Raw genomic sequence first — 22,315 nt, 5'->3', positions numbered from 1 at the left:
GTTCTACGCGGCCTGGTAGCGGCTCAGGAACATGTCGACGCCGCCCTGGACGAGTCGTTCGGTCAGATCCGCGTCCGGCGGCGCGCCCGCCGAGCCGAAGGCGATCTGCGGCAGGAACACCAGGCCGGACAGCTGTACGGCGGCCAGCTCGGTGTCGTCCACCGCCAGTCGCCCGGCCTCGGTCTGCGCCCGCAGCGCCTCGCGCAGCAGTGTGTGGAACCGGCGCGGCCCGAGGTCCAGCCACGCCTCGCCGAGCTCGGGGAACCTGCCGCTGGAGCCCATGACGACGTTGTGCAGCGCGAACACCTCGGGCGTCGCGTGCCCCTCGACCCACGCGTGGCACAGCTCCAGCAGGTCCGCGCGCAGGTCGGTGGAGTGCGTGAGGTTCTCCTCGATGAGCCGGTTCGGCACCGCGAGCGCGCGGTCGAGGATCGCGCGCACGACGTCGACGAACAGTGCCTCCTTGCTGCCGAAGTGGTTGTAGACGGTGACCTTCGAGACGCCGGCCTCGGCGGCGATGGCGTCCATGCCCGCGTCGTAGCCGTTCCGCAGGAACGCCGTCGCGGCCGCCTCGACGATCGCCTCGCGCTTGCGGCGGGCGCGCTCGCCCGAAGGCTGGGTGGCCGGGGGCTTGGGGGTGGCCGCTTTCGCAGTCGGCACGGTCGGCTCCTCTGGGTCTGCCACCCCGCCGGGAGCGGGGCGCGAACTGTACTCTTGAGTTCATCTGTACTTCTGAGTACAGTCTAGTCGTGCGCCGGACCCGGCGCACGCATCCACCTCTTCCACCGCGCGTGGCGGCGCGAACGCGTCCGCCTGCCCGCACCCGCCCACCGGGAGACCGCCGTGCACTCGACCACCGCTCTCACCGCCGCCTCGCCCGCCTCTGGTACGTCGGCCCGCGGCGGGGACGCCGCGCCGCGCGCCGCCAAGGCGTTCGCCGTCCTCGCCGCCGTCCAGGCGGTGCTCAACACCGCCGTCGCGGTCACCGCCGGAATCGGCCCCGACCTGCAGCGCGACCTCGGCCTCGGCAACGCCGGACTGGTGTGGACGAACGCCGCCTACACGCTCGCGTTCAGCGGCCTACTCCTCCTAGGCGGCAGGTTGGCCGACATATACGGGCGCGTGCGGATGTTCGCCGTCGGCACCGGCGGCTTCGCGTTCGCGTCCCTCGTCGTCGCGGCGGCGCCCTCCGGCGAGGCGCTGATCGGCGCCCGCCTCGCGCAGGGCGTCGGCTCGGCGATCGCGGCGCCGGCCGCGATGGCGCTCGTCGGCGACGTCTTCCGCGACGAGGGCTCGCGCGGCAAGGCCATGGCCGCGTGGGGCGGGCTGTCGGGCATCGGCGCGGCGCTCGGCATGCAGCTCGCGGGTCTGACGGCGAGCGCGTCGTGGCGCTGGGCGTTCGTCGTCATCGCCGTGATCGGTGCGGCCGCGGCGGTCCTCGGACGTCGGCTCCTGCCCGACACGCACGCCCGCCGGGCCGGCGCGCGCCTCGACGTGCTCGGCGCGGTGCTGGCCACCGGGACCCTCGCCCTCATCGGCTACGCCCTCACCGAGGTCGGCGCGCGCGGCTGGACGAGCCCCGTCGTGCTCGGCGCCGCGGCCGCGGGCATCGCGCTGGGCGCCGCCTTCGTCGCCGTCGAACGCGCCGTGGCGGCACCGCTGTTGCCGATGGACTTCGTCGCGTCCCGGCAGCGCGCGGTCGCGCTCGGCACCGGCATGCTCGCGCCGATCGCGGGCGCGTCCAGCGCGTTCCTGCTCTCGCTGTACTTCCAGAAGGCGCTCGGCTGGACGGCGTTGCGCTCGGCGATGGCGTTCGTGCCGTACACCCTGGTGCTGATCGCGGCGGGCGCGTCGGCGGCGACGGCCGTCGCCAAGCTCGGCATCCACCGTGCGGCGCCGCTCGGACTTCTGGTCAACGCGGCCGCGTTCCTGCTGCTCGGGTTCGTGACGTCGGAGTCCTCGTACGTCGGACTGCCGCTCGCCGGGCTGCTGATGCTGCCCGTCGGGATCTCGCTGACCGCGGCGAGCGCGGTGATCGGCGCGACGCGCGGCGTCCCGCAGAGCCAGGCGGCGCTGGCCGGAGGGGTGTTCAACACCTTCATGCTGATGGGGCCGACGATCGGCATCGCGCTCTTCGCCTCGCTCGCCGACTCGCACGCCGGGACGGGGGCCTCGGGCGCGGCCGACGGCTACGCGTTCGCGTTCCGCGCCGCGTCGGTGCTGTTCCTGGTCGTGGCCGTGCTGACCGCGGTCGGCCTGCGCGAGCGGCGTCGGGGCTGAACGTTTCGCCTGTGTGCGGTAGATCACCGCGCCGCCGAGAACAAGACCGGTCGCAGGCGGGTTCCCCCGAGCACCACTGCACGTGCGGGCACTCGGCGGAGCCGGTCCCGCGAACGACCTGAGGAGCCGTCATGAGCGCCGAGACCTCGACCCCGACCGCCGCCGCCGAGCCCACTGACACCGAGCTCGCCGCACAGCCCGTCGGCTACTGGACCGGGCTCGCGCACCGCGACGTGATCGCCTACATCCGCTCGCGGCAGGCGGAACTCGGCCTCACGCAGCCGCAGTTCTGGCTGCTGCGCAACCTCTCCCCGGACGACCTCTCCCCGGACGGCGCGCCCCGCACCCTCGCCGACCTGGCCGACGCCATGGTCGACTACCTGCTCCCCGGTGACGACCTGGCCGCCGAGTCCGACGTCCTGGTGGAGCGCGGCTGGCTGTCCCGGACGCCGGACGGTGCGCTCAGCCTCGAACCGGAGGGCGAGGCGGCGCGCCTGCGCGTCAAGGAGATCGCCCCCTCCGTGCGCGCGCACATCCACGAGGGCATCAGCGACGCGGACTACGCGACGACCGTGCGCGTGCTCCAGCGGATGATCGCCAACGTCACGCCGAAGCCGGCGAACGGCGCCTGACGGGACGCCGGGACGGCGCGGCCAGGACCGCCACGGCGGTCTCGGCGGGCTCGGCTGCGGGAGCGGCGTCGCGTCTGACGGCCGAAGCGGAAGGAAGAAGGGACGCCACCGGGGGTTCGGCGGCGGCCCCGGTCGGGGGCTGTCCGGTGGATCCTCGTCGGACAGCCCGTGTCGTGCCGGGCGGGAGTGCTGGGCGGGAATGCTGGGCGTTGCGGCCCTCCCAAGCAGGGCGCAGGGCTTGGGAGGGCCGGCGGAGCCCGGCTCCGTGCCGGGCGGCGCGAAGCCCGAGCGATCCACCGGGCACACCCTGACGGCGGGTCAAACGTCGTCGCCCGGGCGGGACGCCTCCGGTGGCGCGGCGGGACCGGCGTGCGGCGGCTCGTCGGGAACGTCGCTCTCGGCGAGGAGCTTGATCGCCGCCAGTCGGCGGTCCCACTGCGCGGCAAGCCCGTTCATCCACCGGGCGGTGCCCTCAAGGCCCTCCGGTCGTACGCGGTAGCGGACTTCGCGGCCCGACTGCCGGCCCGTCACCAGGTCCGCCCGGTCGAGGACGGCCAGGTGTTTGACGACCGCCTGGCGGCTGATGGGGAGTCGGGTCGCCAGTGCGGTCGCCGTGCCGCCGTCCGACTCGGCGAGCAGGTCGAGGATGCGGCGCCGGGTCGGGTCGGCGAGGGCGGACAGGACCCGTTCCAGGCCCTCGTCGGCGGTGCCGGGGGACGCCGCCTCGGGCCCGTCCGCGGCGGTCGGCCGTGCCACGGTCATGCCGCCGCGGTCGCCTCGGCGTACCGGCCGAGGCCCGCCAGGACGTGGGTCCAGCCCTGGGCGTTGGCCTCGTAGCGCGAGGCCAGTTCCTCCTGCGTGGTGTCGACGTCGAGGAGGCCGCTTTCGAGGACGTTCACGCGCGTGCCGCCGGCCTCCTCGGTCAGCGTGAGCGTCACCAGCGTCTGGTTGCCCTGCGCCGGCCGGGTGCCGCCGGGCCCGACGACCGCCCAGCGGAACGTCAGCCGGTGCGGCGCGTCGATCTCCTCGACGAGGGCCGGGATCTCGCCGTGACCCGGGTGGTCGAAGACGATCCAGCCGCCCGGGCGCAGGTCGACGCTCGCGGGCTGCCCGGTGCCGAACCACACGCCGATGTGCTCGGCCCGCGTCAGGACCGCCCACACGCGCTCGACGGGCGCGTGGATCAGGACTTCGCGTTCGATGGTGTCGGCGATCGGCGTGGTCATGGCAACTCCCGGGACGGGCCCGCCGGGTCGCGGCGGGCGGCGAAGCGCAACGTGCTACCTCAAGGTTGCAGGTTGCGGTCCGAATGCGCAACCCTGAGGTTGCGTTTTGGGTGCGCGAGAGGCGGCGGCCCCGTGGTGAGGCCGCCGCCCCGGTCGGGTGCGGTCAGCCGCGGCTCAGCGTCAGCGCCCCCAACGCCACGCCCGTCACCGCGAGTCCGGCCCACGACAGCGCCGCCATCGGCTCGCCGAGCACCACCACCGCGAGCACCGCCGCGGCCGCCGGTTCGGCCAGTGTCAGGGCGGTCGCCGTCGCCGCCGTCGTCCAGCGCAGGCCGAACCCGAACAGCGTGTACGCCGCGAACGTCGTCAGCACCGACAGATGCGCCGCGACCGCGAGACCGCGCCCGGACGCCAGCCACCCGCCGTCCGCGACCACCAGCGGCGCCACCAGCACCGCAGCCCCCGCGAACATGACGCCCAGCACCGGACGCGAGCGCCGGCCCGCCGCGATCAGCCGCGCGCCGACCGTGGCGTACACCGCGTACGACAGCCCGGCCGCCACCGCGAGCCCGACCCCCACGAGGTCCGCCCGCGCCCCGGCCGCGTCCTGCCCGACGACCAGCAGCGCGCAGCCCGCGACGGCCGCCGTCGTCGCGGCCCACCAGCGCGCCCCGCCCGCTGAGCGTTCCGCGAGACCGGCGAACAGCGGCGCCACGCCCAGCGCGACCACCGTCGCGACCGCGACCCCGCAGCGCGCGACCGCGGGATAGAACGTGACCGGATACCCGGCCACCGCGACCGCGCCCAGCGCGAGGGCACGCAGTTCACGGCCGGACGCGCCGCGCAGCAGCGCCCACGCACCCCGCGTCGTGACGAAGAGCAGGAGCCCGCCGAAGAGCAGCCCGGAGCAGCCGACCGCCGCCGGACCCGCGCCCGCGGGCGCGAACGAGGCGACCGTGCCGGTGCTGCCCCACAACAGGCACGCCACCAGGATCGGCAGGGGACCGCGGGCGAACGCCCGTGTGGCCCCCCGCGCTTGGCGGGCGTGCGGACGTACCGGAGCAGAAGTGCGTGTGGACACGCCGAGACCTTCCGTTTCGCGAATCAGGGATGAGTGATCCGAAACGGGCGCACGGCGAAGGGACCCCGGGAACGTCACGGGGGAGAGGGAAGCGCGGAGACCCGCGCCTCGCCGGTGCGCCCTAGAAGGCGACCGGCGGCGGGGTGCTGGTGCGGAAGACCGCGACCAGGGTGTGGTCTGGCATAGGGGCCACCCTAGGCGACGCGGCCGCTCGGCGTCAGCCTCTTACGCGCTCAGCGCCCCTGCAGCCCCGAGCGGGCCAGGGCACGCAGCTGCTCGGGCGTCGGGCACCACGACGACGTCAGCTCGTCCGCGGGCCAGCCCGCCGCGCCCGCGCCCGCCTCGAACGCCGTCTGGAGGAACGCGAGCAGCGCGCGGCGCGGGTCCCGCTCGGCGCGCACGGCCTCGTACGGCAGCAGCGCCATCGCGCCGTCGTCCACCCACGCGGCCGCGGCCGGGCTGAGCGGCCGTGCGGCGAGGCCGTCCGGCTTCGGCGCGGTGTAGGAGTAGTACGCCGGGTAGGGCACCTTCGGATCGCCCGCCCACCAGCCGAACGACACCACCTCGTGCGAGTAGGCCTCCGCCGTCACCGGGTCCGCCGTCCCGAGCGGATCGGCCCGCTTGCCGGAGAAGCGCGTGACGGCCAGGTCGAAGGAGTGCCAGAAGACGTGCACCGGGCTGGTCTTGCCGGTGAACCAGCCGGTGAACTCCTCCAACACGTCCGCCGACCACGACAGCGCGCGCCAGTACCGCTCGACGCGGGCCCGGTCGTAGGTGGCGTGCGCCGTGTCGTCCGCGAACGGCGTGGTCAGGTGCGGTACGCCGAACGGCTTCTCCCGCAGCGGGACGTCCACCCCCAGGCCGGCCAGCGTCCCGTGCAGCCGCGCGTCGAACCCGGCGACGCTCAGCCCGCCGTCGAGCGCGAACGTGCGCACGTCGCCCCGGTCCGTCCGCACCACCAGCCGGTGGTCGACGAAGTCGAACGCGATGTCGAAGAAGACCCCGTCGACGCACAGGCGGCGCGTGGTCAGGCCGCGCGCGTCCAGCGAGAACGTGACGTTCCACCAGTGGTTGCGCGGGTGCGTCGCGGCCAGCTTCACCTTGCCGACGATCTGGACGAACAGCCGCAGCGTGTCGAGGGTGTCCGACCACGCTTCGTAGGGCAGCTCCGGCAGGTCGGGGTGCTCCTGCGGGTCCACGGGCGCGGGGGTCATGCCCCCATCGTCGGTCAGACGGGCTGGAGCGGCGAGTGCGGCTCGGCGGGAAGCTCGACGCGGATCGGGTCGCCAGGTGCGACCGTGCCGTCGACCAGCACGACGCCCATGACGCCCGCGAGACGCTGCACCCGCCCCTTCGCGTCGCGCGGGACCAGGCGCGCCATCAGGCCGTCCGAGAACCCGTCGATCTGCGGGCACGGGTTGCGCAGGCCGGTGACCTCGACGACCGCCTCGTCGCCCAGACGCAGCAGCGTGCCCGTCGGGAGTCCGAGCAGGTCCACGCCGTACGTCGTGATGTTCTCGCCCAGCGAGCCCGGCACGACCGCGTGCCCCTCGGCGCGCAGCTCCTCGTGCAGCTCGTCGTGCATCAGGTGCACCTGGCGCAGGTTCGGCTGATCGGGGTCGCGCGCCACCCGCGAGCGGTGCTTGACGGTCACACCCGCGTGCACGTCGCCCTCGACGCCCAGGCCGGCCAGCAGGCGGATGCTGCCGCGGTTCGGCTTCGTGAACGAGTACTCCGCGTTGCTGCTGACGGCCTTGACGGTTCCGGGCGCGGGGTGCGGCGTGCTCATCGGACTCCTCCTGCGTGCGGTGGCGCGCCGGGTGGTGCTCGGCGTGCGCGGACGGCCGCGGGGGTGTGCGGCCGCGTGCGTCCCGGGGCGGGCCCGGTGCGCACGCCGCCCATCATGCCGGGGGGTGCGGTTCGGCCTCGACCCGGTGTCCGGCGCCGGTCTCGTCGTCTGCGCCGTCTGCGCTGTCCGCGCCGTCCGCGTCGGGCTCCAAGAGCATCAGCAGCGCCGCCGCGAGCGCCGCCGCCCGGCGGGCCTCGGGGAGCGCGTCCGCCAGCGCTTCCGCGCGGGCCTCGCGGGACAGCCGCTCGGACGGCAGGGTCCGGCGTACCGCACCCACGGCCGCCGCGAGCTCGGCGGCCAGGTCCTTCGCGCCGCGGGCCAGCTCCCGTTCGCGGTCCACCCGCACGGGAGCCGCGGGACGCTCCGTCCGGCGTCCGCGGTAGGCGCGCATGCGGCACGCGTCCGAGCAGTACCGCCGAGGTCTGCCCCGCCAGATCCGGGCGGGCGACGCGAGACCCGAGTTCACGGCGGCGATCGGCTTGCCGCATTGCAGACACACCATGACCGCTGAGCCTAAGACCCGTTCCGACGTGATGTGCCCGACACCACCCGTCCGTTCATCGGATCATGGGGATTACCGAGGTGCGCGGGCGGCTACGATCCTTTCTGACCAACCGTCAACTGACGGGTGGGCGTTGTGAGTCGAGGGGGACCGATGGCTGAGGGCGATCCGATCGAGGACTGGGCGCCGCAGGGCATCGACGTGACCGTGCCGAGCATCGCGCGCGTGTACGACGCCATGCTGGGCGGCAAGGACAACTTCGCGTCCGACCGCGCCGTCGCCGAGAAGATCCGCAGCGTCCTCCCGATCAGCGCGGACAGCGCGTGGCAGCACCGCGAGGTCCTCGCGCGCGGCGTCCGCTACCTCGCCGCCCAGGGCATCGACCAGTTCCTCGACCTGGGCTCCGGGCTGCCGACCGTGCAGAACACCCACCAGGTCGCGCAGGCCGACAACCCGGCCGCGCGCGTGGTCTACGTCGACAACGACCCCATCGTCCTCGCGCACGGCCGCGCGCTGCTCGCCGGCGACGCCAACACCGCGGTCATCACCGCGGACCTCCGCGAACCCGACGACGTGCTGTCCCGCCCCGAGGTGCGCGAACTGATCGACCTGGACCGGCCGTTGGGCGTCCTGATGATCGGCGTGCTGCACCACCTCGGCGACGAGGAGGACCCGGCGGGCCTGGTCAAGCGGTACGTCGACGCGGTCGTGCCCGGCAGCCACCTGTTCATCACGCACTTCAAGGCCCAGCCGCCGGTCACCGACGAGATGGAGCGGATCTTCCTGTCCATGCTGGGCACCGGACGGTTCCGCACGCTGGAGGAGATCTCGGCGTACTTCGACGGGCTGGAGCTCGTCGAGCCTGGTGTCGTCGAGCTGCCGCTGTGGCGGCCGGACGAGCCCGTCGAGGACTCGCCGGCCGCCGAGAACCCGAGCCGGCTGATCGCGGCGGGGGTCGGGCGCAAGGTCTGAGCCGCTACAGGCCCAGGCCCCTGCGGATCGCGCTCGCACGGGTGAACGCCGAACGCGGCTGTTCGTCGGTGCAGTACTTGTTGCCGGACGACACGATCCCGATCAGCTTGCCGTCCTCGACGAGCGGCCCGCCCGAGTCGCCGCGGCAGATGCTGGTGCCCGGATTCGCCTTCGGCCCAAGGCCGCACACCTTCAGCGCGGCCGTGTCCTCGGGGAACGTGTACGGGTCGCACGCCGGGACCGGCGACACCACAAGTGTCGTACGCTGCAACGTCGTTGTCGGGACCCCGCCGTCCATGGCGCCCCAGCCGAACACGGTCGCCTTGCGCCCGACCTGGTACAGCCCGCCGTCGTGCGGGCCGGCGATCGGCAGCGTCGGGTAGGGGAGCGGGCGGTCGAGGACCAGCACCGCCGCGTCGTACGTCAACGTCCCTTGGTCGAACAGCGGGTGGACCTTGGCGCTCACCACCTGCCGGTGGCGCCCGCCTGCCTGCGTGTAGTCCGTACGGCCGGCGATCACCGTCAGCGTCGTCGGATCGTCAACGGCCGTCACGCAGTGCGCGGCGGTCAGGACCTTGTCGGACGCCACCAGCGTGCCGCCGCACAACTGCACACCCTCCGCCGTCATCAGGATGACGGTGTACGGCGCCTGCTCGATCGACGCGCCTCTCCCGTTGCGAATCGCGGCCGCGGGCGACGCGGACACGCCGACCAGCGCCAGCGCCACCGCAGCGACCGCACCCATGAGCGCACGCCCGGACGACCTCAACCGTAAACGGATCATGCGCACCTCCTCGTCTCATATACGTGCAGAAGGAAGGAAAAAGCGGTGCAACGCACCACCCACCCGTAAAACGGTAAGCACCGGCATACGGTTGCATGCCCTGCCGAACTTCCCGCGCGCGGCCGCCGAACGGGTGTGAACCGGGTCACCGCGCCCCGGGCGACGCTGACTTACGATCACCCGCATGCCAGACGACGCCGCACTGCGCGGAACCGGCCTCGCGGCCACGATCGTCCACGCCTGCCGGCGCGACGGGCGAGGGGGAAGCCCCACGGCCGTCCTCGACGAGGCGCCGATGACCGACGAACAACGGTGTGCCGTACCGGGATTGACCGGAGCGTCGCACGCCGTCTTCGTCAGCGCGCGGGACGCCGGGGACGGAACCCTCGACGTCGCGCTGCGCTTCTTCACCTCGGCGGGCGAACTCCCGGCCTGCGGACACGGGACGGTCGCGGCGCTCGCGTACCTGGCCGACCGCGGCGGCGTCGATGTCGAGGCGGCCGTACGCACCCCCGCCCGGTCCTTCGCGGGACGCGCCGGCGCGGTCGACGGCTCGTTCGCGGCCTCCTTCGACCCGGGCCGCGTCGACCGCTGCGAGCCGGCCGGGCGCGAACACGACCGCGTGGTGGACACGTTGGGGCTCGGGCCGGGCGGCCTGGCCTCCGGGGTGACCGCCGCCGCCCTCGGCCGACCCCGGCTGCTGGTCCCCGTCACCACGCGGCCCGCCCTCGCCGCACTCGCCCCGGACTTCGCCCGGCTGCGCGAAGCCTGCGACGACCTGGGCCTGTTGGGCTGCTACGCGTACACCGTCCCGGACGACGCCGGGCGTGTCGCGGCCCGCATGTTCGCCCCGTCCATCGGCGTCCCCGAGGACATCGCCAACGCCAACAGCACCGCCTGCCTCGCGGCCCACCTCGCCGCGCGGGGGATCACGAGCCTCACCTCCGACATGGGCGACTCCCTCGGCAGCCCGGCCACGATCACGGCGTCGAGCACGCCCGGTGCGCCCGGTGCGCCCGGTCCGCTCGTGAGCGTCGGCGGCACGGCGGCGATCGGCGGAGTCGTCGTGCTCTGAGCACGTTGTCCGGTGTGCGTCACTCGTTCGTACGCATGCCGCGACACCCCACGCGAGGCCCGTCGTTGAGGCGGGCATGAGCACTGCACCTCGCCGCGCCGCGCTGCTGATCGCCGCAGGGATCGCCGCGGCCTCGACGCTGGCCACCCCGTCCGCCAACGCCGCCGGAGCCGACAGCGTCTCCCTCGACGGAACCGGATACGCCGCCGCCGACGGAACCGTCTCCGTGTCGGGGACCTACCAGTGCGCCCCGACGCACACCGGCTTGGTGCTCGTCGGCGCCCGCCTCGAACGGCGGAACGGCACGGGCGCCGGCATCGGCGGCACGCACGCGATCTGCGACGGCGCCCCGCACACGTGGACCAACACCGACCACGTCGAAGGGTTCGCGCCGGGCACCGTCCAGGGCGAGGCCTCGATGGTCGAACTCACGCACAGCGGCTTCCTCGTGATGCCGGAGGTCGTCGCCGCCGACCACGGACCCGTCGCACTCACGGGCGGCTGACCCGGGCACTCCCGGGCGGCCGACCCGGCGCCGCACTATGGTTGATCCGCTCGCATAGCGGCCACGGCGGCAGGGGGACCGGCCTGTGGAGTACTCCGTCGGCACGGTGATCGCCGGACGCTATCGTCTGGCCGCCCGCCTCGGCGGCGGCGGGATGGGCGAGGTCTGGCGTGCCCGGGACCAGCGGCTCGACGTGGACGTCGCCGCCAAGCGGCTGGTCGTCGACCCGCACGCCACATCCCAGGAACGCCGGACCGCCCTCGCCTACGCGGCGAAGGAGTCCCGCCACGCGGCCGTACTGCGCAGCCACCCCAACGTGGTCGCCGTCCACGACGTCGTCGAAGACGACAGCGGGACCCCGTGGACGGTCATGGACCTGGTGGAAGGCCCCTCGCTCGCGCAACTCCTGGCCGCGGGCGAGCGGTTCGCACCGGACTCCGCCGCGCGCATCGGCCGCCACGTCGCCCGCGCCCTAGCCGCCGCGCACGCGGCCGGGATCGTGCACCGAGACGTCAAGCCGTCGAACGTCATGCTGGCGCGGGACGGGCGGGTCCTGGTCGTCGACTTCGGTATCGCCAAGCACTCCGACGACACCCGGATCACCCGGACCGGCTTGACCGTCGGCACCGTGGAGTACATGGCGCCGGAGCGCTTCGACGGCACCGACGCCCCCGCGGGCGACATCTGGGCGCTCGGCGCGACCGTGTACGAACTGCTGGAAGGCATATCGCCGTTCAAGCGGGACACGATGATGGCGACGATCCGCGCCATCGGCGCCGCGGATCCGCCCCTGTCGGACGCTGCGGGGTGGCTGTGCGATCCGGTGCTGCGGATGCTGGACAAGACACCGGACGCGCGGCCGACGACCGACGAGGCCGTCGTGATGCTGCGCCGCGACCGGTCGGAAGCGGAACGGAGGCGGGGCACGGAGCCGGCCCGGGACGCCGAGCCGCGCCCGGACGGGGAGCCGGGCGATGATGCGAAGCCGGGTGTTGAGCGGCCTCCCGCGCCGCGGGTGCCGTCGGTGATCCCCCATCGGCCTTCCCCCGAAACGGAGTTCGGCGACCACATCGCGCGGGCCCTGCGCATAGCGGAGTCCGTCGGCGACCCGGACGCCAGGGAGGGCGCCCTCTCCGAGATCGGCGCGGTCGCACCCGGGCTCATCGAAGAGCTGGCCCCACGCGTCCGGGAGGAGTGCCGCGCCGAGTGGCTGCTGCACCTCGCGGGCGAGCTGACGGAACCGGACCTCGTCCGCAGGCTCGTCGACCTTGCCGAGCCGTTGATGGCACGGATCCACGATCCCGAACTCGTGGACGAGGCACGGAAGGACCGCCTGCGCGTACTGAGCCGGTTTGCGAGCCTGGTCGCGGACTCCGAACCGGAGACCGCCCGTTCACTCATGCGCGGTGTGGAAACGGCCGCCCGCGAACTGCCGCCCGACCGGAAGTACGCCTTCGTCCTGCCCTCCCTGCTGGCCGAACTCGGAGGCGCGGGTCGGGCCGCGGACCCGTACGCCGCCGCGAGGCTGACCGGCCTCGCCGAGCAGACCGCGCTTCGCCTGCCGAAGGCCGAGGACCGGGAAGCCGCGCTGTGCTGGACCGCCGTCGAAGTGGCCCGCACCGATCCGGCGCGGGCGGCGGAGATCCTCGACAGGCTTCCGCGCGACTCCGTGTCCCGCTTCGGCTGGGAGTACGCCGTCAAGGCCGCCGCCGAGGCCGGCCACCGCGAGACGGCGCTCCTGATCGACGCCGCCGGTCGAGCGCTCGCCGCACCCGGAGGCGCCCCCGGACAGACCGGCGGCAGCCGTTGGGGCTTGGGTGGCGCCCCTGCCACCGGACCGACCGGCGGCAGCCGTTGGCGTCTGGGCGCCGCTCGGAGACGGATTACCGCCGACGTCGCGGACACCAGGGACCTGGCGGCGGTCGCGGTGGCCGCCGCGGCCGTGGACCCCGCGCGTGCGGCCCGGCTGGTGTCGCGGATCGCCGACCCCTCGCGGCGCGCCACCACGCTGGCCGGTATGGCCCGCGCCGTCGCGCACAACGACCCGGTCCAGGCCCGGCACTGGGCCGAGGCCGCGTGGGCGACGGTGCCCGACGCCGGGCTCGACAACCCAGACACGCTCGGCGAGCTCGCGCGCGCCGCGTTCCCCATCGACTCGGACCTGGGGCGGATGGCCGCCCAGCAGACGCTCGCGCACATCCGCGACGGCGCGACGACCTGGACCCTGGTGCAAGCGGCCGAACACATCGCGGCCATCGATCCCGACGCGTGCGAGCAGTTGGTGAAGCGGGCCCAGACGGGCAGGAAGGCGCTGAGCGACATGCAGCGCCTGACCATGGCCAAGGCGCTTGTGCAGGCGGCCGCGACCGTGGCCGCGGACTACGTCGGCAGGGCTCGCGACCTGGTGCGCGACGCGTGGCAGATCGTGCGGCGCCCCCCTGAGGTCGGGAACTACGTCGACCAGTCGTGGGCTCCGCTCCGGGAGCTGGCCGGCACCGACCTGCCCCTCGCGCGCCAGCTCATCGCCGAACTCCCCGGACGGGACCGGGACCCGCTGCTCGTCGAGGTCGTCGCGGACCTTGCCGAGACCGCCCCGGACGCCGCCGGGCAGGCCGCCGAGGACATCACCGACCCCGTCGTCCGGACGGCGGCCCAGGTGACCGTGGCGCTCGCCTTCGCCACACAGGCGCGGGACGGGGCCCGTCAGCCGACGTGAACGTGCGGCCGCCGGGACCGGTCCGGCTCGGCCTCGCGGATGACCTCGCGGGTGACCGGTGCGACCTCGCCGTGGCCGAACAGGAAGAACCGGAGGAAGTTGGCGATCGGGTTGCCCTCGGTCCACTCGAAGTACATGTGCGGCAGCTGCCCTGAAGCGTCGCGGACGTGCAGCAGCAGCGCGGCCAGGGCGTTCGGGACGGACGAGCTCTCCAGCGTCAGCACCCGGTAGCGGTTGTGCAGGACCTCGCCCTTGACCCGCATGCCGGCCTCGAACTCCGACGGGTCGAGGACGGTGACCTCGACGAACACGATGTCGTCGCCCGGGGGGATGTGGTTGTCGGCGCGGATCTGCTCGGCCTTGTCGCGGTACTCGGCCTCGTCCCGGGTGCCCGGGTCGTTGGCGATGAAGCGGATCGTGCGGTTGGCGGTGTCGCGGACGAAGCGCTGGGCCATGTCGTCCAGCTCCATGTCCGTCACGCGCAGCTCGAACGCGCGGACGAGGCGGGACAGCAGCGACAGCGCCATGATCCCCGCGATGAAGCACGCGCCGATCTTGACGCCGTCCGGGCGCTCGATGACGTTGATCGCGGTCGTGTAGAGGAACACCGCGGAGATCACGCCGAAGCCGATCGTCCAGCCGCGCTGCCGCGCGCGGTGGGCGGCGATCGTCACGGCGATCGCCGCGGAAGAGATCAGTACCAGGACGCCGGTGGCGTAGGCGCCGCCCTGCGCGTCGACGTCGGCGTTGAACAGCCAGGTCACCAGGAACGCGACGAGGATGAACACGATGACCATGGGACGGACGGCCCGGGCCCACTGCGGGGCCATGCCGTACCGGGGCAGGTAGCGCGGCATGAGGTTGAGCAGGCCGGCCATGGCGGAGGCGCCGGCGAACCACAGGATCAGGATCGTGGAGACGTCGTAGACCGTGCCGAAGCCGGAGCCGAGGTTCTCGTGCGCGAGGAAGGCCAGCGCGCGGCCGTTGGCCTCGCCGCCGGTCTTGAACTCGTCCTTGGGGATCAGCACGGTGGTAATGAAGCTGCTGGTGATCAGGAACACGCTCATGATCACGGCGGCCGTGGTCAGCAGCTTCTTCGTCTCGCGGATCCGCCCGGCGGGTCGGCGCGGGTCGTCGCCCGGGTCGCCCTTGACGTGCGGCATGACCGCGACGCCCGTCTCGAAGCCGGACAGGCCGAGCGCCAGCTTGGGGAAGACCACCAGCGACACGGCGATCATCGTCCATATGCTGCCGCGCTCGGCCACCAGCGCGTGCCGCCAGTCGGTGACCAGCTGCGGGTTCTGGAAGACGTGCCACAGGCCGTTCGCGACGACGACCGCGTTTAGGACGAGGTACGAGAACACCAGCACGACGGCCAGGCCGATGGCCTCGCCGAAGCCCTTGAGGAACACCGCCCCCAGCAGTGCGACCAGCAGCAGCGTGATGAGCACCTCGTGGCCGCTGAGCGTGCTGGTCAGATGCGGGTTCTCCACCATGTGCGCGGTCGCGTCGGCGGCGGAGAGGGTGATGGTGATCAGGAAGTCCGTCGCGGCGAACCCGAGCAGGGTCAGGACGAACAGCTTGCCCTTCCAGAACGACAGCAGCCGCTCGAGCATCGCGATCGAGCCCTCGCCGTGGGGGCTCTCCTCCGCCACCCGGCGGTAGACCGGGAGCGCGCCGAAGAGGGTGAGGGCGACGAGGACGATCGTGGCGAGCGGCGAGAGGAGACCGGCGGCGAGCGCGGCGATCCCCGGCTGGTAGCCGAGCGTGGAGAAGTAGTCGAGGCCGGTGAGGCACATCACCCGCCACCAGGGGCGGGCCTCGTCACCGTGGTCCGCGGCCTCCTCGGCGGGAGGCTGGGCCGGTTCGGCCTGCTGCTTCGCCCGGTCGGCGAGCCTGGCCGGTTCGGCGCGAGGCGTGTGGTGCTTGCTTATCTCGGCCTGGTCTTCCAGCAGCCACGCGCGCAGGCGCGACGGTTTCACGGGCGCAGCCATGGTGGTGCGGTCTCCTGTCGGGGGTGAGGGTTCGTGCCGCCGCCAGAGCCGCTGTGTCGGGCCGGAGCCCGGCGCTCCGCCGGACCTCCGCCGCCGCGTGCGACGCCGAAGATCCGAAGGGGGCGAAAGCAGACTAGGTCGCGCCGCGAAGGCCTCCGGACCACCCGGCGTTAGGAAGCCGTCAAGATTGACGTTGACGGCGTCGGGGCTGCGTTGAGGAAACGCTCCTGCTCCGCAACATCTGACGCTGTGTCAAGGCCGCGAGCTGTGGGTGAGACCGCTGCCGACCGCGGACGCGAGCAGCACTTTGGTGCTCTCCGGGCGTCGTACGGACAGGTAGCCCAAACGCGAACACGCCACGGGGGACGGCATGAGACCGATCAGATGCACCGCAGCGCGGCCAGAGGCGGCGTTGCGATGACCACCGGCCCCAAGAACACGGACGAGGATTTCCGGGCCTTCATGGCGAGTCGCTGGCCGCGGCTGCTGAGGGCGGCGAGGTTGCTGACGGGCAACCACCACGACGCTGAGGACCTGGTGCAGGCCGCGCTCAGCCGCGCGTACGTCAAATGGGACAAGGTCGAGAAGAGCGACCAGATCGACGCGTACGTGTGGCGCATCCTCGTCAACACACACGCGACACGCCTGCGCCGCACGAGGCTGCGCGAACTGCTGTCCCCGCGCGTGCCCGAACCTGTGCACGACGACGCCACCGGGCAGGTCGACGCCCGGGACGCGCTGGTCGGCGCGCTCACCCGTCTGCCGCGCCGCCAGCGGACGGTCCTGGTGCTCTGCTTCTTCGAGGACATGAGCCCCGCGCAGGCGGCGGCGGTGCTGGGCACCACGGCGTCGACCGTGCGCAGCCAGAGCGCCCGCGCCATCGCCACGTTGCGGGCGGATGGCACCTTGGCCGCCCTGCGTGAGCCGGCCCGGCCCATAAACCCGAGCACTCCGAAGACGGTGACGACATGACCCTGACGGACGAGGAACTGCTGCGCGGCGCCCTGAACGGGGTCGACGCCCATCGCGACACGACGCCCCCGCCGGTGGAACGGGTGGTCGCCCGAGGCCGTGCCCTGCGCGTACGCAGGCGCCGCGTGTGGACCGGCACCGCCGTGTCGGTGCTGGCCGGGGTCGTGGGCGTGGTGGCGGCGGTGCCCGGCCTCACGCCCTCCCACACCCGTCCCGCGGCGACCGTGGCGGTGCCACGGGTGCCGACGGCCGCACCGTCGTTCGCGCCGGTGCGCGTGCTGCAGCCCGGCGAGCACTTCGAGGTCGGGGCGGGCTACGTGTTCACGATGTACGCGGACCGCGCCGACATCAAGCGGCCGACCGGGGCCACCACCGTGGTTGACATGCGCCCGTCGAAGCACCGTCCCGCCGAGAGCGTCGACCGTCCCGCCATCTCGGCCTACGTGATGGAACGGCCCGACGTCGATGGACTCCTGCTGCTGGGCGGCGTCGTCTACCTCGGCCACACGCCCGCCGCTGGCGCCGTCATCGACCTGGACGGCCGCATCTACGTCGCTTCGGTCGTCACCCTGCCGGGCACGCCTGGATGGTCCGTCTTCTATGTACCGCCGTCAAAATCGGCCGACCGGGAGCACTACCGTTTCGCCACTGTGTCCACCGTGACGGTCTACGCCGCCGACGGCTCGGTCATCACGCGAGCGACCGCCGGCGTCCCGAGGTCGCCCGCACCGGGCGAGACGGTCCCCGAGCCCGACCCGGCCGACTTCTCCGGCGGCCCCCCGCCGTGGACCCCCGGCTCCCCGAACCTGTCGGCGAGCCCCACCCGAGCAACCCGCTGATAGACGCGGGCCGACCGAGGCCGATCTGCGGACCGCCTGCACCGGCGCGTCGTGTCCGCCATCCATGCGCGGCCAAAGGTTGTGCATGGATGGGGCGACGACCTGGACCCGGGGGTATAAATCGCGAGCCGCGGACCCTCGCCCCCCGCTAGCGTCTGGCACCGACATCAACATCACCATCGGACGAGCGGCGCCGGGCCGTCGGCAACCTGGACCGGGCCGGAAAGCGGGACGGACACCCTCATGAGCACGCCCGATCTGCGTATCTGCTTCGTCGGAGACTCGTTCACGCAAGGCGTCGGAGACGTCGACCGCGGCGGCTGGGCCGGACGTGTCGCGGGCGAGGCTCGACGCAAGGGCTACGACCTGGTCGCGTACAACCTCGGGGTGCGCCGCGAGACCTCCGCCGACATCGCCGCCCGCTGGTACGCCGAGGCCGCGCCCCGTCTCACGACCGGCGGCGACGCGCACGGCGTGGTGTTCTCGTTCGGCGTCAACGACACGACCCACGAGAACGGCCGCCCCCGCGTCGGCCTCGCGGACAGCGTCGCCAACCTCCGCACCGTCCTGACCGACGCCCGCGACGCGGGCTGGCCCACCCTCGTGGTCGGCCCCGCACCGATCCCGCACGACGGCGGCCGCGACGACATCGGCACCCTGACCGACGCCTACGCCGCTGAATGCGCCGCCCAGGGCGCCCCGTTCATCCCCGTCTTCCACGCCCTCGACGAACGCCCCGAATGGTGGTCCAGCATCACCCGCTACGGCGACGGCGCCCACTGCGACCCGGCCGGCTACGACATGCTCGCCGACCTCGTCACAACAGGCGGCTGGTGGCCCTGGCTCGACGGCCTGACAGGCTGACCTACTGTCTGACGCGGTCTCACACGTGCTCGATGGTCATCCACTCGCGGGTGCCGAAGGCCGTGCAGGAGCGGCTCGCTGTCGTGGAGGCGAAGCTCAGGGCGGCGGTGAACTCGTCGTCGGTCAAGGGGTGTTCGGGGCGGGCGGCGAGGGCGTAGGCGAGGGCGCCGTGGAGGACGTCGCCGGCGCCGACGGTGTCGACGACGCGGGCGGCGGCGACCGGCAGGTCGCCGTGGGTGGTGCGGGTGCGCCAGCGGATGGGCAGCGGGCCTCGGCTGACGGCGGCGAAGGCGACGCCCCGGGCGAGGAGGAACGCGAGGACCTCGTCGGTCGAGGCCGCGCCCGGTGGACGGAAGTCCGCCGAGCAGACCGCGACATCGACGTGGGAGAGCAGTTCCTCCGTGCCGTCCTTCCAGCTGCCGCCGTCGAAGAGCACGAGGCGGCTTGCGTTTCGGGCCTCGGTGGCGGCGGCGTGGGCGAGGTCCATGTGGTGGCCGTCCACGAGGAGGACGCGCGCTGCGGCGATCTCGTCGGGAAGGGCTTCCGGGACCTCGGGTTCGGCGCCCGAGGCGTTGGTGGAGACGACGGCGCGGTCGCCGCTGGCCGCGTCCACTAGCACCGAGGAGATCGCCGGCGGGTCGTCGCGGGTCGGGTCGGTGTCGATGATGCGGACGCCGAGCCCGGCGAGGTCGGCTCGGGCACCGGCGGCGAGCGGGTGCCGGCCGAGGGCCGTGACGAGGGTCGCCTGCCCATTGAGCGCCGCGCAGGTGGCGGCGGCGTTCGCGGCCGGGCCGCCCGCCGCGACGGTCTGGCGCAGCGCGACGACCTTCTCGTTCGGGCCGGGCGCGCGGTCGACGGACTGGATGACGTCGAGCGTGCACAACCCGACGAACAGCGCACGGGGTGTCGGCGGCACGGCGGTCTCCTGCGTACGGTGGGCGATGCCTCCGACGCTACCCGTCGGCGGACGCGGCGATGCCCGGCGGGCGGCCGTGGGACGGCAGGTCAGGGGTGGACGGAATGGGGGACACGTGACCTTGGCGCGCAAGAGCACACGGCGGATCGTCGTCGACGGCACCGCGTACCGCTGGATGCTGCGGGGCCGGCCGACGTACGTGCGCGGCATGGCGTGGCGGCCGTGCGCCTATGTGGTCGAACGCGCCGAGGATCCCGGGCGCGTCCTCGTCGTCACGACGGCCCACGCCCACGCGGGCAACTTCGTCGGCCGGCCGGCGCACGCCGTCACGCCTGCGGACGTCGCCCGGGCGGTCCGGCTCGCGCTCGGCCGGGGCTGGGACCCGGCCGTGCCGGGTGGGCCGTTCGAGCTCGACCTGGCGGACGGCTTCGTGCCGTTCTGAAATGGCGACGCGGCACGGGAATGCATCGATCGATGTAACGGTTATTCTCTGCATCAGACATTAACTGCCGGCTCTCGGAGGAACGCCGTGACCAGCCGCTACGCGCAGATCGCTTTCACCCCCGACGTCCAGCGGCACCAGGAACGGCACGGCAGCCGCGACTCGTACGCGCGCATGGCCGACGCCGCCCCGCCCGTCGCCGACCTCATCGGGCCCGACGAGGCCGCCTTCATCGCCGACCGGGACAGCTTCTACATGTCCACCGTCGGCGAGAGCGGCTGGCCGTACATCCAGCACCGCGGCGGGCCGCCCGGGTTCCTCCACGTCCTCGACGCGCACACGCTCGGCTTCGCCGACTTCCGCGGCAACCGGCAGTACATCAGCCGCGGCAACCTCGACCACGACGACCGCGTCTCGCTGTTCCTCATGGACTACACGACCCGGACCCGCATGAAGGTCTTCGGCCGCGCCCGCGCCGTCGAGGCCGCGGACGACCCGGACCTGATCGCCGCGCTCACGCCCGCCGGCTACCCCGCGAAGGTCGAACGGGCGCTGCTCATCGACGTCGAGGCGTACGACTGGAACTGCCGCCAGCACATCCCGCAGCTGTTCCCGCGCGACGTCGTCGAGCACACGATCCGCAGCCTCCAGCAGCGCGTCACCGACCTCGAACGGCAGAACGCCGAACTGCGGGCGAAGGTTGGGTGACCCCGTAGCCGCTACTGGTCCGACACCGCCGCCCGCGGGCCCTGCTCGGTCCGCCAGCGTATGAGGCGGATGCCGTCGAACTCGACGAGCTGGAGTCGATCTCCGTAATACGCTCCCGCACCTCCGGCGCCCCCAACGCGCCCTGCAGAACGCAGCCTTCGACCTCGCGGAAGCAGTCCTCGCACATACGGTCCGTGGTGACCGTCCCGCCCTCGGCGAGCAGGTCCCGGCACTGCTCGCAGACGCGTTCGGTCGTCACCCCCACGCCGGTGTACCGGGTGAAGTAGTCGAGTGCCGTCTTCGACTCCGTCCACTTCGCCGTGATGTGCGCGCAGAGCGGCGAGCCGTAGGGAGGTTCGTCGTGCCCGCAGATGAGTTCCATCGTTTCCCCCGTCGTCCATGGCGCGTTGCTACGCTCCGGCCGGATGCCGGGGGCGTGCGCCCGCGTCGTCGCACCGCAGTTCACCACGGGGAGGCGCAGGAGTGCAGGGCGAAGTTCTGGGAGGCCGCTACCGCCTGGTCCGGCAGCTCGGCGAGGGCGGCATGGGGGAGGTGTGGGAGGCGCGGGACGAGTCGCTGGACCGGAGCGTCGCGGTCAAGGTGATCTCGCTGCTCGCCGGCGGCGGGAGCCGCGGCGCCGAGTCGCGGGGCAGGTTCCTGCGCGAGGCGCGGCTCACGGCCCGGCTGCAGCATCCGAACATCGTGACCGTCCACGACCTCGGCGAGACCGGTTCCGACGACGGCAACGCGCCCTTCCTGGTCATGGAACTGGTCCGGGGCGAGGGTCTCGACGTCATCGTGCGGCGCCGCGGCGTCACGCTCCCGGAGGCGGCCTGGTGGGGCGCGCAGATCTGCGACGCGCTGGCCGACGCGCACGAGGCCGGGGTGATGCACCGGGACATCAAGCCGTCCAACGTCATCGTCACGCCGTCCGGCATGGTGAAGGTCCTCGACTTCGGGATCGCGCGTGCGGCCGATCCCGGTGCGACCTCCGAGCGCCTCACCCAGACCGGCTTCATCGTGGGCACGCCGTCGTACATGGCGCCGGAGCAGGCACGCGGGTTCGCCGAGGCGCGCAGTGACCTGTACGCGCTCGGCTGCCTGCTGTTCGAGCTGATCACCGGCCGCCTGCCGTTCCAGGCCCCGGACACGGTCGGGTTTCTGACGGCCCATCTCACCGAACCGCCGCCCGCCCCCGGCTCGGTGGCTCCCGGCGTACCGGCCGCGTGGGACGAACTGGTGTTGAGGCTGCTGCAGAAGGACCCCGACCGGCGGTACGGCAGCGCCGCCGAACTCGCCGTCGCGCTGCGGAAGCTCGAACACACGCCTGCCTCTGCCGTACCTGCGTCGGCCGTGCCCGAGGCCGCGGTCCCGACGTGGCGGAACGCCCCGCCGCCCACACCGCGCGGGGGCACCACGGTCGGACCCGGCTACGACGTTCCGCCTCCCCGACCGCCCCAGCCGCCGGTGAACGGGTGGGCGCAGCCGCCCGGCCCCTACACGCCGAACTGGACGGCTCCGGACCGGGACGGCGGGCGCAGCGCGAAGACTGCGGTCACCCTCGCGGGGTTGTGCGTGCCCGGAATCCTCTATCTGGTGGTCAAGTTCTTCGGTCTGCTCGACGAGCGAGGGGCACCCAAGGGCGTGATCTCGGTCAACCTGGTCGTGGCCGTCGCCGAGGCGGTTCTGGTCGCGATCGGCGCGTGGCGCCTGTCCCAGCGCAGCGAACGAGGACGCCGGATGCTGGTGGCGACCGCGAGCCTGGCGGCGTTCCACAGCGGCAGCCTGATCGTGCAGTACTTCGCCTTCGGAGGAGGCGCGAAGCTGACGTTGGACACGCCACCCGGCTTCCTCATCCTGGGGGTCGCCCTTCCGACGGCCACGTTGGCGGCCGGCGCGGCGGTGACGGCCACTCTGGGGTCCAGCGCGCGATGGTGCCGCCGGACCGGGGCGTGACG

The 22,315-nt window shown here is 73.3% G+C and carries 22 protein-coding genes; 12 read left to right on the top strand and 10 right to left on the bottom strand.

Translation table 11 applies throughout. The features are described from left to right. Window positions 1–3 precede the first annotated feature (3 nt). The gene (locus QI554_RS05330) at window positions 4–660 is read right to left on the bottom strand and encodes a TetR/AcrR family transcriptional regulator (protein ID WP_281466374.1); all 657 of its coding nucleotides are present in this window, start codon (window positions 658–660) and stop codon (window positions 4–6) included. A 183-nt stretch (window positions 661–843) separates the two neighbouring features. On the opposite strand from QI554_RS05330, the gene QI554_RS05325 reads away from it, so the two are divergent. Next, the gene (locus QI554_RS05325) at window positions 844–2,280 is read left to right on the top strand and encodes an MFS transporter (protein WP_281466372.1); all 1,437 of its coding nucleotides are present in this window, start codon (window positions 844–846) and stop codon (window positions 2,278–2,280) included. A 131-nt stretch (window positions 2,281–2,411) separates the two neighbouring features. Further along, window positions 2,412–2,912, top strand: a complete 501-nt coding sequence (locus QI554_RS05320) for a MarR family winged helix-turn-helix transcriptional regulator (RefSeq protein WP_281466370.1) — start codon at window positions 2,412–2,414, stop codon at window positions 2,910–2,912. 318 nt (window positions 2,913–3,230) lie between these two features. Here the strand turns inward: QI554_RS05320 and QI554_RS05315 are convergent, their stop codons facing one another. From QI554_RS05315 to QI554_RS05290, 6 genes are all read right to left on the bottom strand, one after another. Further along, window positions 3,231–3,605, bottom strand: coding sequence for an ArsR/SmtB family transcription factor (locus tag QI554_RS05315; protein ID WP_281466434.1), 375 nt, complete (start codon window positions 3,603–3,605; stop codon window positions 3,231–3,233). 65 nt (window positions 3,606–3,670) lie between these two features. Then, a complete protein-coding gene (locus QI554_RS05310; RefSeq protein ID WP_281466368.1) occupies window positions 3,671–4,138 on the bottom strand; it encodes an SRPBCC domain-containing protein in 468 nt (155 codons plus the stop codon). Between the two features lie 163 nt (window positions 4,139–4,301). After that, window positions 4,302–5,219 carry a DMT family transporter gene (locus QI554_RS05305; protein WP_281466366.1) on the bottom strand — a complete coding sequence of 306 codons (918 nt, stop codon included), beginning with the start codon at window positions 5,217–5,219 and terminating at the stop codon, window positions 4,302–4,304. A gap of 233 nt (window positions 5,220–5,452) precedes the next feature. Further along, entirely contained in the window at window positions 5,453–6,433 is a 981-nt protein-coding gene (locus QI554_RS05300; RefSeq protein ID WP_281466364.1) for a DUF5996 family protein, read from the bottom strand. Between the two features lie 14 nt (window positions 6,434–6,447). Further along, window positions 6,448–7,008: an MOSC domain-containing protein gene (locus QI554_RS05295; protein WP_281466361.1), complete on the bottom strand. Its 561-nt coding sequence runs from the start codon at window positions 7,006–7,008 to the stop codon at window positions 6,448–6,450. A gap of 112 nt (window positions 7,009–7,120) precedes the next feature. Next, window positions 7,121–7,570: a hypothetical protein gene (locus QI554_RS05290; protein WP_281466359.1), complete on the bottom strand. Its 450-nt coding sequence runs from the start codon at window positions 7,568–7,570 to the stop codon at window positions 7,121–7,123. 153 nt (window positions 7,571–7,723) lie between these two features. On the opposite strand from QI554_RS05290, the gene QI554_RS05285 reads away from it, so the two are divergent. After that, entirely contained in the window at window positions 7,724–8,542 is an 819-nt protein-coding gene (locus QI554_RS05285; RefSeq protein ID WP_281466358.1) for an SAM-dependent methyltransferase, read from the top strand. Between the two features lie 4 nt (window positions 8,543–8,546). Here the strand turns inward: QI554_RS05285 and QI554_RS05280 are convergent, their stop codons facing one another. Further along, a complete protein-coding gene (locus tag QI554_RS05280) occupies window positions 8,547–9,326 on the bottom strand; it encodes a S1 family peptidase (RefSeq protein ID WP_281466356.1) in 780 nt (259 codons plus the stop codon). A 184-nt stretch (window positions 9,327–9,510) separates the two neighbouring features. Between QI554_RS05280 and QI554_RS05275 the strand changes: the two genes are divergently transcribed. The 3 genes from QI554_RS05275 to QI554_RS05265 all read left to right on the top strand — a co-directional run bounded on the left by QI554_RS05275 (window position 9,511) and on the right by QI554_RS05265 (window position 13,622). Then, window positions 9,511–10,401: a PhzF family phenazine biosynthesis protein gene (locus QI554_RS05275; RefSeq protein ID WP_281466355.1), complete on the top strand. Its 891-nt coding sequence runs from the start codon at window positions 9,511–9,513 to the stop codon at window positions 10,399–10,401. 76 nt (window positions 10,402–10,477) lie between these two features. Continuing rightward, complete coding sequence (locus QI554_RS05270) at window positions 10,478–10,906, top strand: DUF6299 family protein (protein WP_281466353.1); 429 nt, start codon at window positions 10,478–10,480, stop codon at window positions 10,904–10,906. A gap of 85 nt (window positions 10,907–10,991) precedes the next feature. Further along, the gene (locus QI554_RS05265; protein WP_281466351.1) at window positions 10,992–13,622 is read left to right on the top strand and encodes a serine/threonine-protein kinase; all 2,631 of its coding nucleotides are present in this window, start codon (window positions 10,992–10,994) and stop codon (window positions 13,620–13,622) included. On the opposite strand, the gene QI554_RS05260 is transcribed toward QI554_RS05265, so the two are convergent. Then, the gene (locus tag QI554_RS05260; RefSeq protein ID WP_281466349.1) at window positions 13,610–15,616 is read right to left on the bottom strand and encodes an APC family permease; all 2,007 of its coding nucleotides are present in this window, start codon (window positions 15,614–15,616) and stop codon (window positions 13,610–13,612) included. The genes QI554_RS05265 and QI554_RS05260 overlap by 13 nt on opposite strands. Window positions 15,617–16,033: 417 nt before the next feature. Between QI554_RS05260 and QI554_RS05255 the strand changes: the two genes are divergently transcribed. The 3 genes from QI554_RS05255 to QI554_RS05245 all read left to right on the top strand — a co-directional run bounded on the left by QI554_RS05255 (window position 16,034) and on the right by QI554_RS05245 (window position 18,291). Then, a complete protein-coding gene (locus tag QI554_RS05255) occupies window positions 16,034–16,588 on the top strand; it encodes a SigE family RNA polymerase sigma factor (RefSeq protein WP_281466347.1) in 555 nt (184 codons plus the stop codon). After that, entirely contained in the window at window positions 16,585–17,427 is an 843-nt protein-coding gene (locus QI554_RS05250; protein WP_281466345.1) for a hypothetical protein, read from the top strand. The genes QI554_RS05255 and QI554_RS05250 overlap by 4 nt, the downstream gene beginning before the upstream one ends. 243 nt (window positions 17,428–17,670) lie before the next feature. Then, window positions 17,671–18,291: a DUF459 domain-containing protein gene (locus tag QI554_RS05245; RefSeq protein WP_281466343.1), complete on the top strand. Its 621-nt coding sequence runs from the start codon at window positions 17,671–17,673 to the stop codon at window positions 18,289–18,291. A 19-nt stretch (window positions 18,292–18,310) separates the two neighbouring features. On the opposite strand, the gene QI554_RS05240 is transcribed toward QI554_RS05245, so the two are convergent. Beyond that, window positions 18,311–19,207, bottom strand: coding sequence for a PfkB family carbohydrate kinase (locus tag QI554_RS05240; protein WP_281466341.1), 897 nt, complete (start codon window positions 19,205–19,207; stop codon window positions 18,311–18,313). A 115-nt stretch (window positions 19,208–19,322) separates the two neighbouring features. On the opposite strand from QI554_RS05240, the gene QI554_RS05235 reads away from it, so the two are divergent. From QI554_RS05235 to QI554_RS05225, 3 genes are all read left to right on the top strand, one after another. After that, window positions 19,323–19,649 carry a hypothetical protein gene (locus QI554_RS05235; protein WP_281466339.1) on the top strand — a complete coding sequence of 109 codons (327 nt, stop codon included), beginning with the start codon at window positions 19,323–19,325 and terminating at the stop codon, window positions 19,647–19,649. 87 nt (window positions 19,650–19,736) lie between these two features. Next, window positions 19,737–20,357 (top strand): pyridoxamine 5'-phosphate oxidase family protein, encoded by a 621-nt coding sequence (locus QI554_RS05230; RefSeq protein ID WP_281466337.1) that lies wholly within the window; start codon window positions 19,737–19,739, stop codon window positions 20,355–20,357. Window positions 20,358–20,840: 483 nt separating this feature from the next. Further along, on the top strand, window positions 20,841–22,313 hold the full coding sequence (locus QI554_RS05225) for a serine/threonine-protein kinase (RefSeq protein WP_281466335.1): 1,473 nt from the start codon (window positions 20,841–20,843) through the stop codon (window positions 22,311–22,313). Window positions 22,314–22,315 lie beyond the last annotated feature (2 nt).

The sequence above is a fragment of the Yinghuangia seranimata genome, from assembly GCF_029953285.1.
GTDB classification, from domain to species: Bacteria; Actinomycetota; Actinomycetes; order Streptomycetales; family Streptomycetaceae; genus Yinghuangia; species Yinghuangia seranimata.
This window is presented reverse-complemented; position numbering and strand designations above follow the sequence as displayed.

Bases quoted from the DNA above. Each gene is read 5' to 3' on its own strand.
- QI554_RS05320 (WP_281466370.1), top strand. From the start codon at position 2,412: ATGAGCGCCGAGACCTCGACCCCGACCGCCGCCGCCGAGCCCACTGAC.
- QI554_RS05310 (WP_281466368.1), bottom strand. From the start codon at position 4,138: ATGACCACGCCGATCGCCGACACCATCGAACGCGAAGTCCTGATCCAC.
- QI554_RS05300 (WP_281466364.1), bottom strand. From the start codon at position 6,433: ATGACCCCCGCGCCCGTGGACCCGCAGGAGCACCCCGACCTGCCGGAG.
- QI554_RS05295 (WP_281466361.1), bottom strand. From the start codon at position 7,008: ATGAGCACGCCGCACCCCGCGCCCGGAACCGTCAAGGCCGTCAGCAGC.
- QI554_RS05290 (WP_281466359.1), bottom strand. From the start codon at position 7,570: ATGGTGTGTCTGCAATGCGGCAAGCCGATCGCCGCCGTGAACTCGGGT.
- QI554_RS05285 (WP_281466358.1), top strand. From the start codon at position 7,724: ATGGCTGAGGGCGATCCGATCGAGGACTGGGCGCCGCAGGGCATCGAC.
- QI554_RS05280 (WP_281466356.1), bottom strand. From the start codon at position 9,326: ATGATCCGTTTACGGTTGAGGTCGTCCGGGCGTGCGCTCATGGGTGCG.
- QI554_RS05275 (WP_281466355.1), top strand. From the start codon at position 9,511: ATGCCAGACGACGCCGCACTGCGCGGAACCGGCCTCGCGGCCACGATC.
- QI554_RS05270 (WP_281466353.1), top strand. From the start codon at position 10,478: ATGAGCACTGCACCTCGCCGCGCCGCGCTGCTGATCGCCGCAGGGATC.
- QI554_RS05260 (WP_281466349.1), bottom strand. From the start codon at position 15,616: ATGGCTGCGCCCGTGAAACCGTCGCGCCTGCGCGCGTGGCTGCTGGAA.
- QI554_RS05255 (WP_281466347.1), top strand. From the start codon at position 16,034: ATGACCACCGGCCCCAAGAACACGGACGAGGATTTCCGGGCCTTCATG.
- QI554_RS05250 (WP_281466345.1), top strand. From the start codon at position 16,585: ATGACCCTGACGGACGAGGAACTGCTGCGCGGCGCCCTGAACGGGGTC.
- QI554_RS05245 (WP_281466343.1), top strand. From the start codon at position 17,671: ATGAGCACGCCCGATCTGCGTATCTGCTTCGTCGGAGACTCGTTCACG.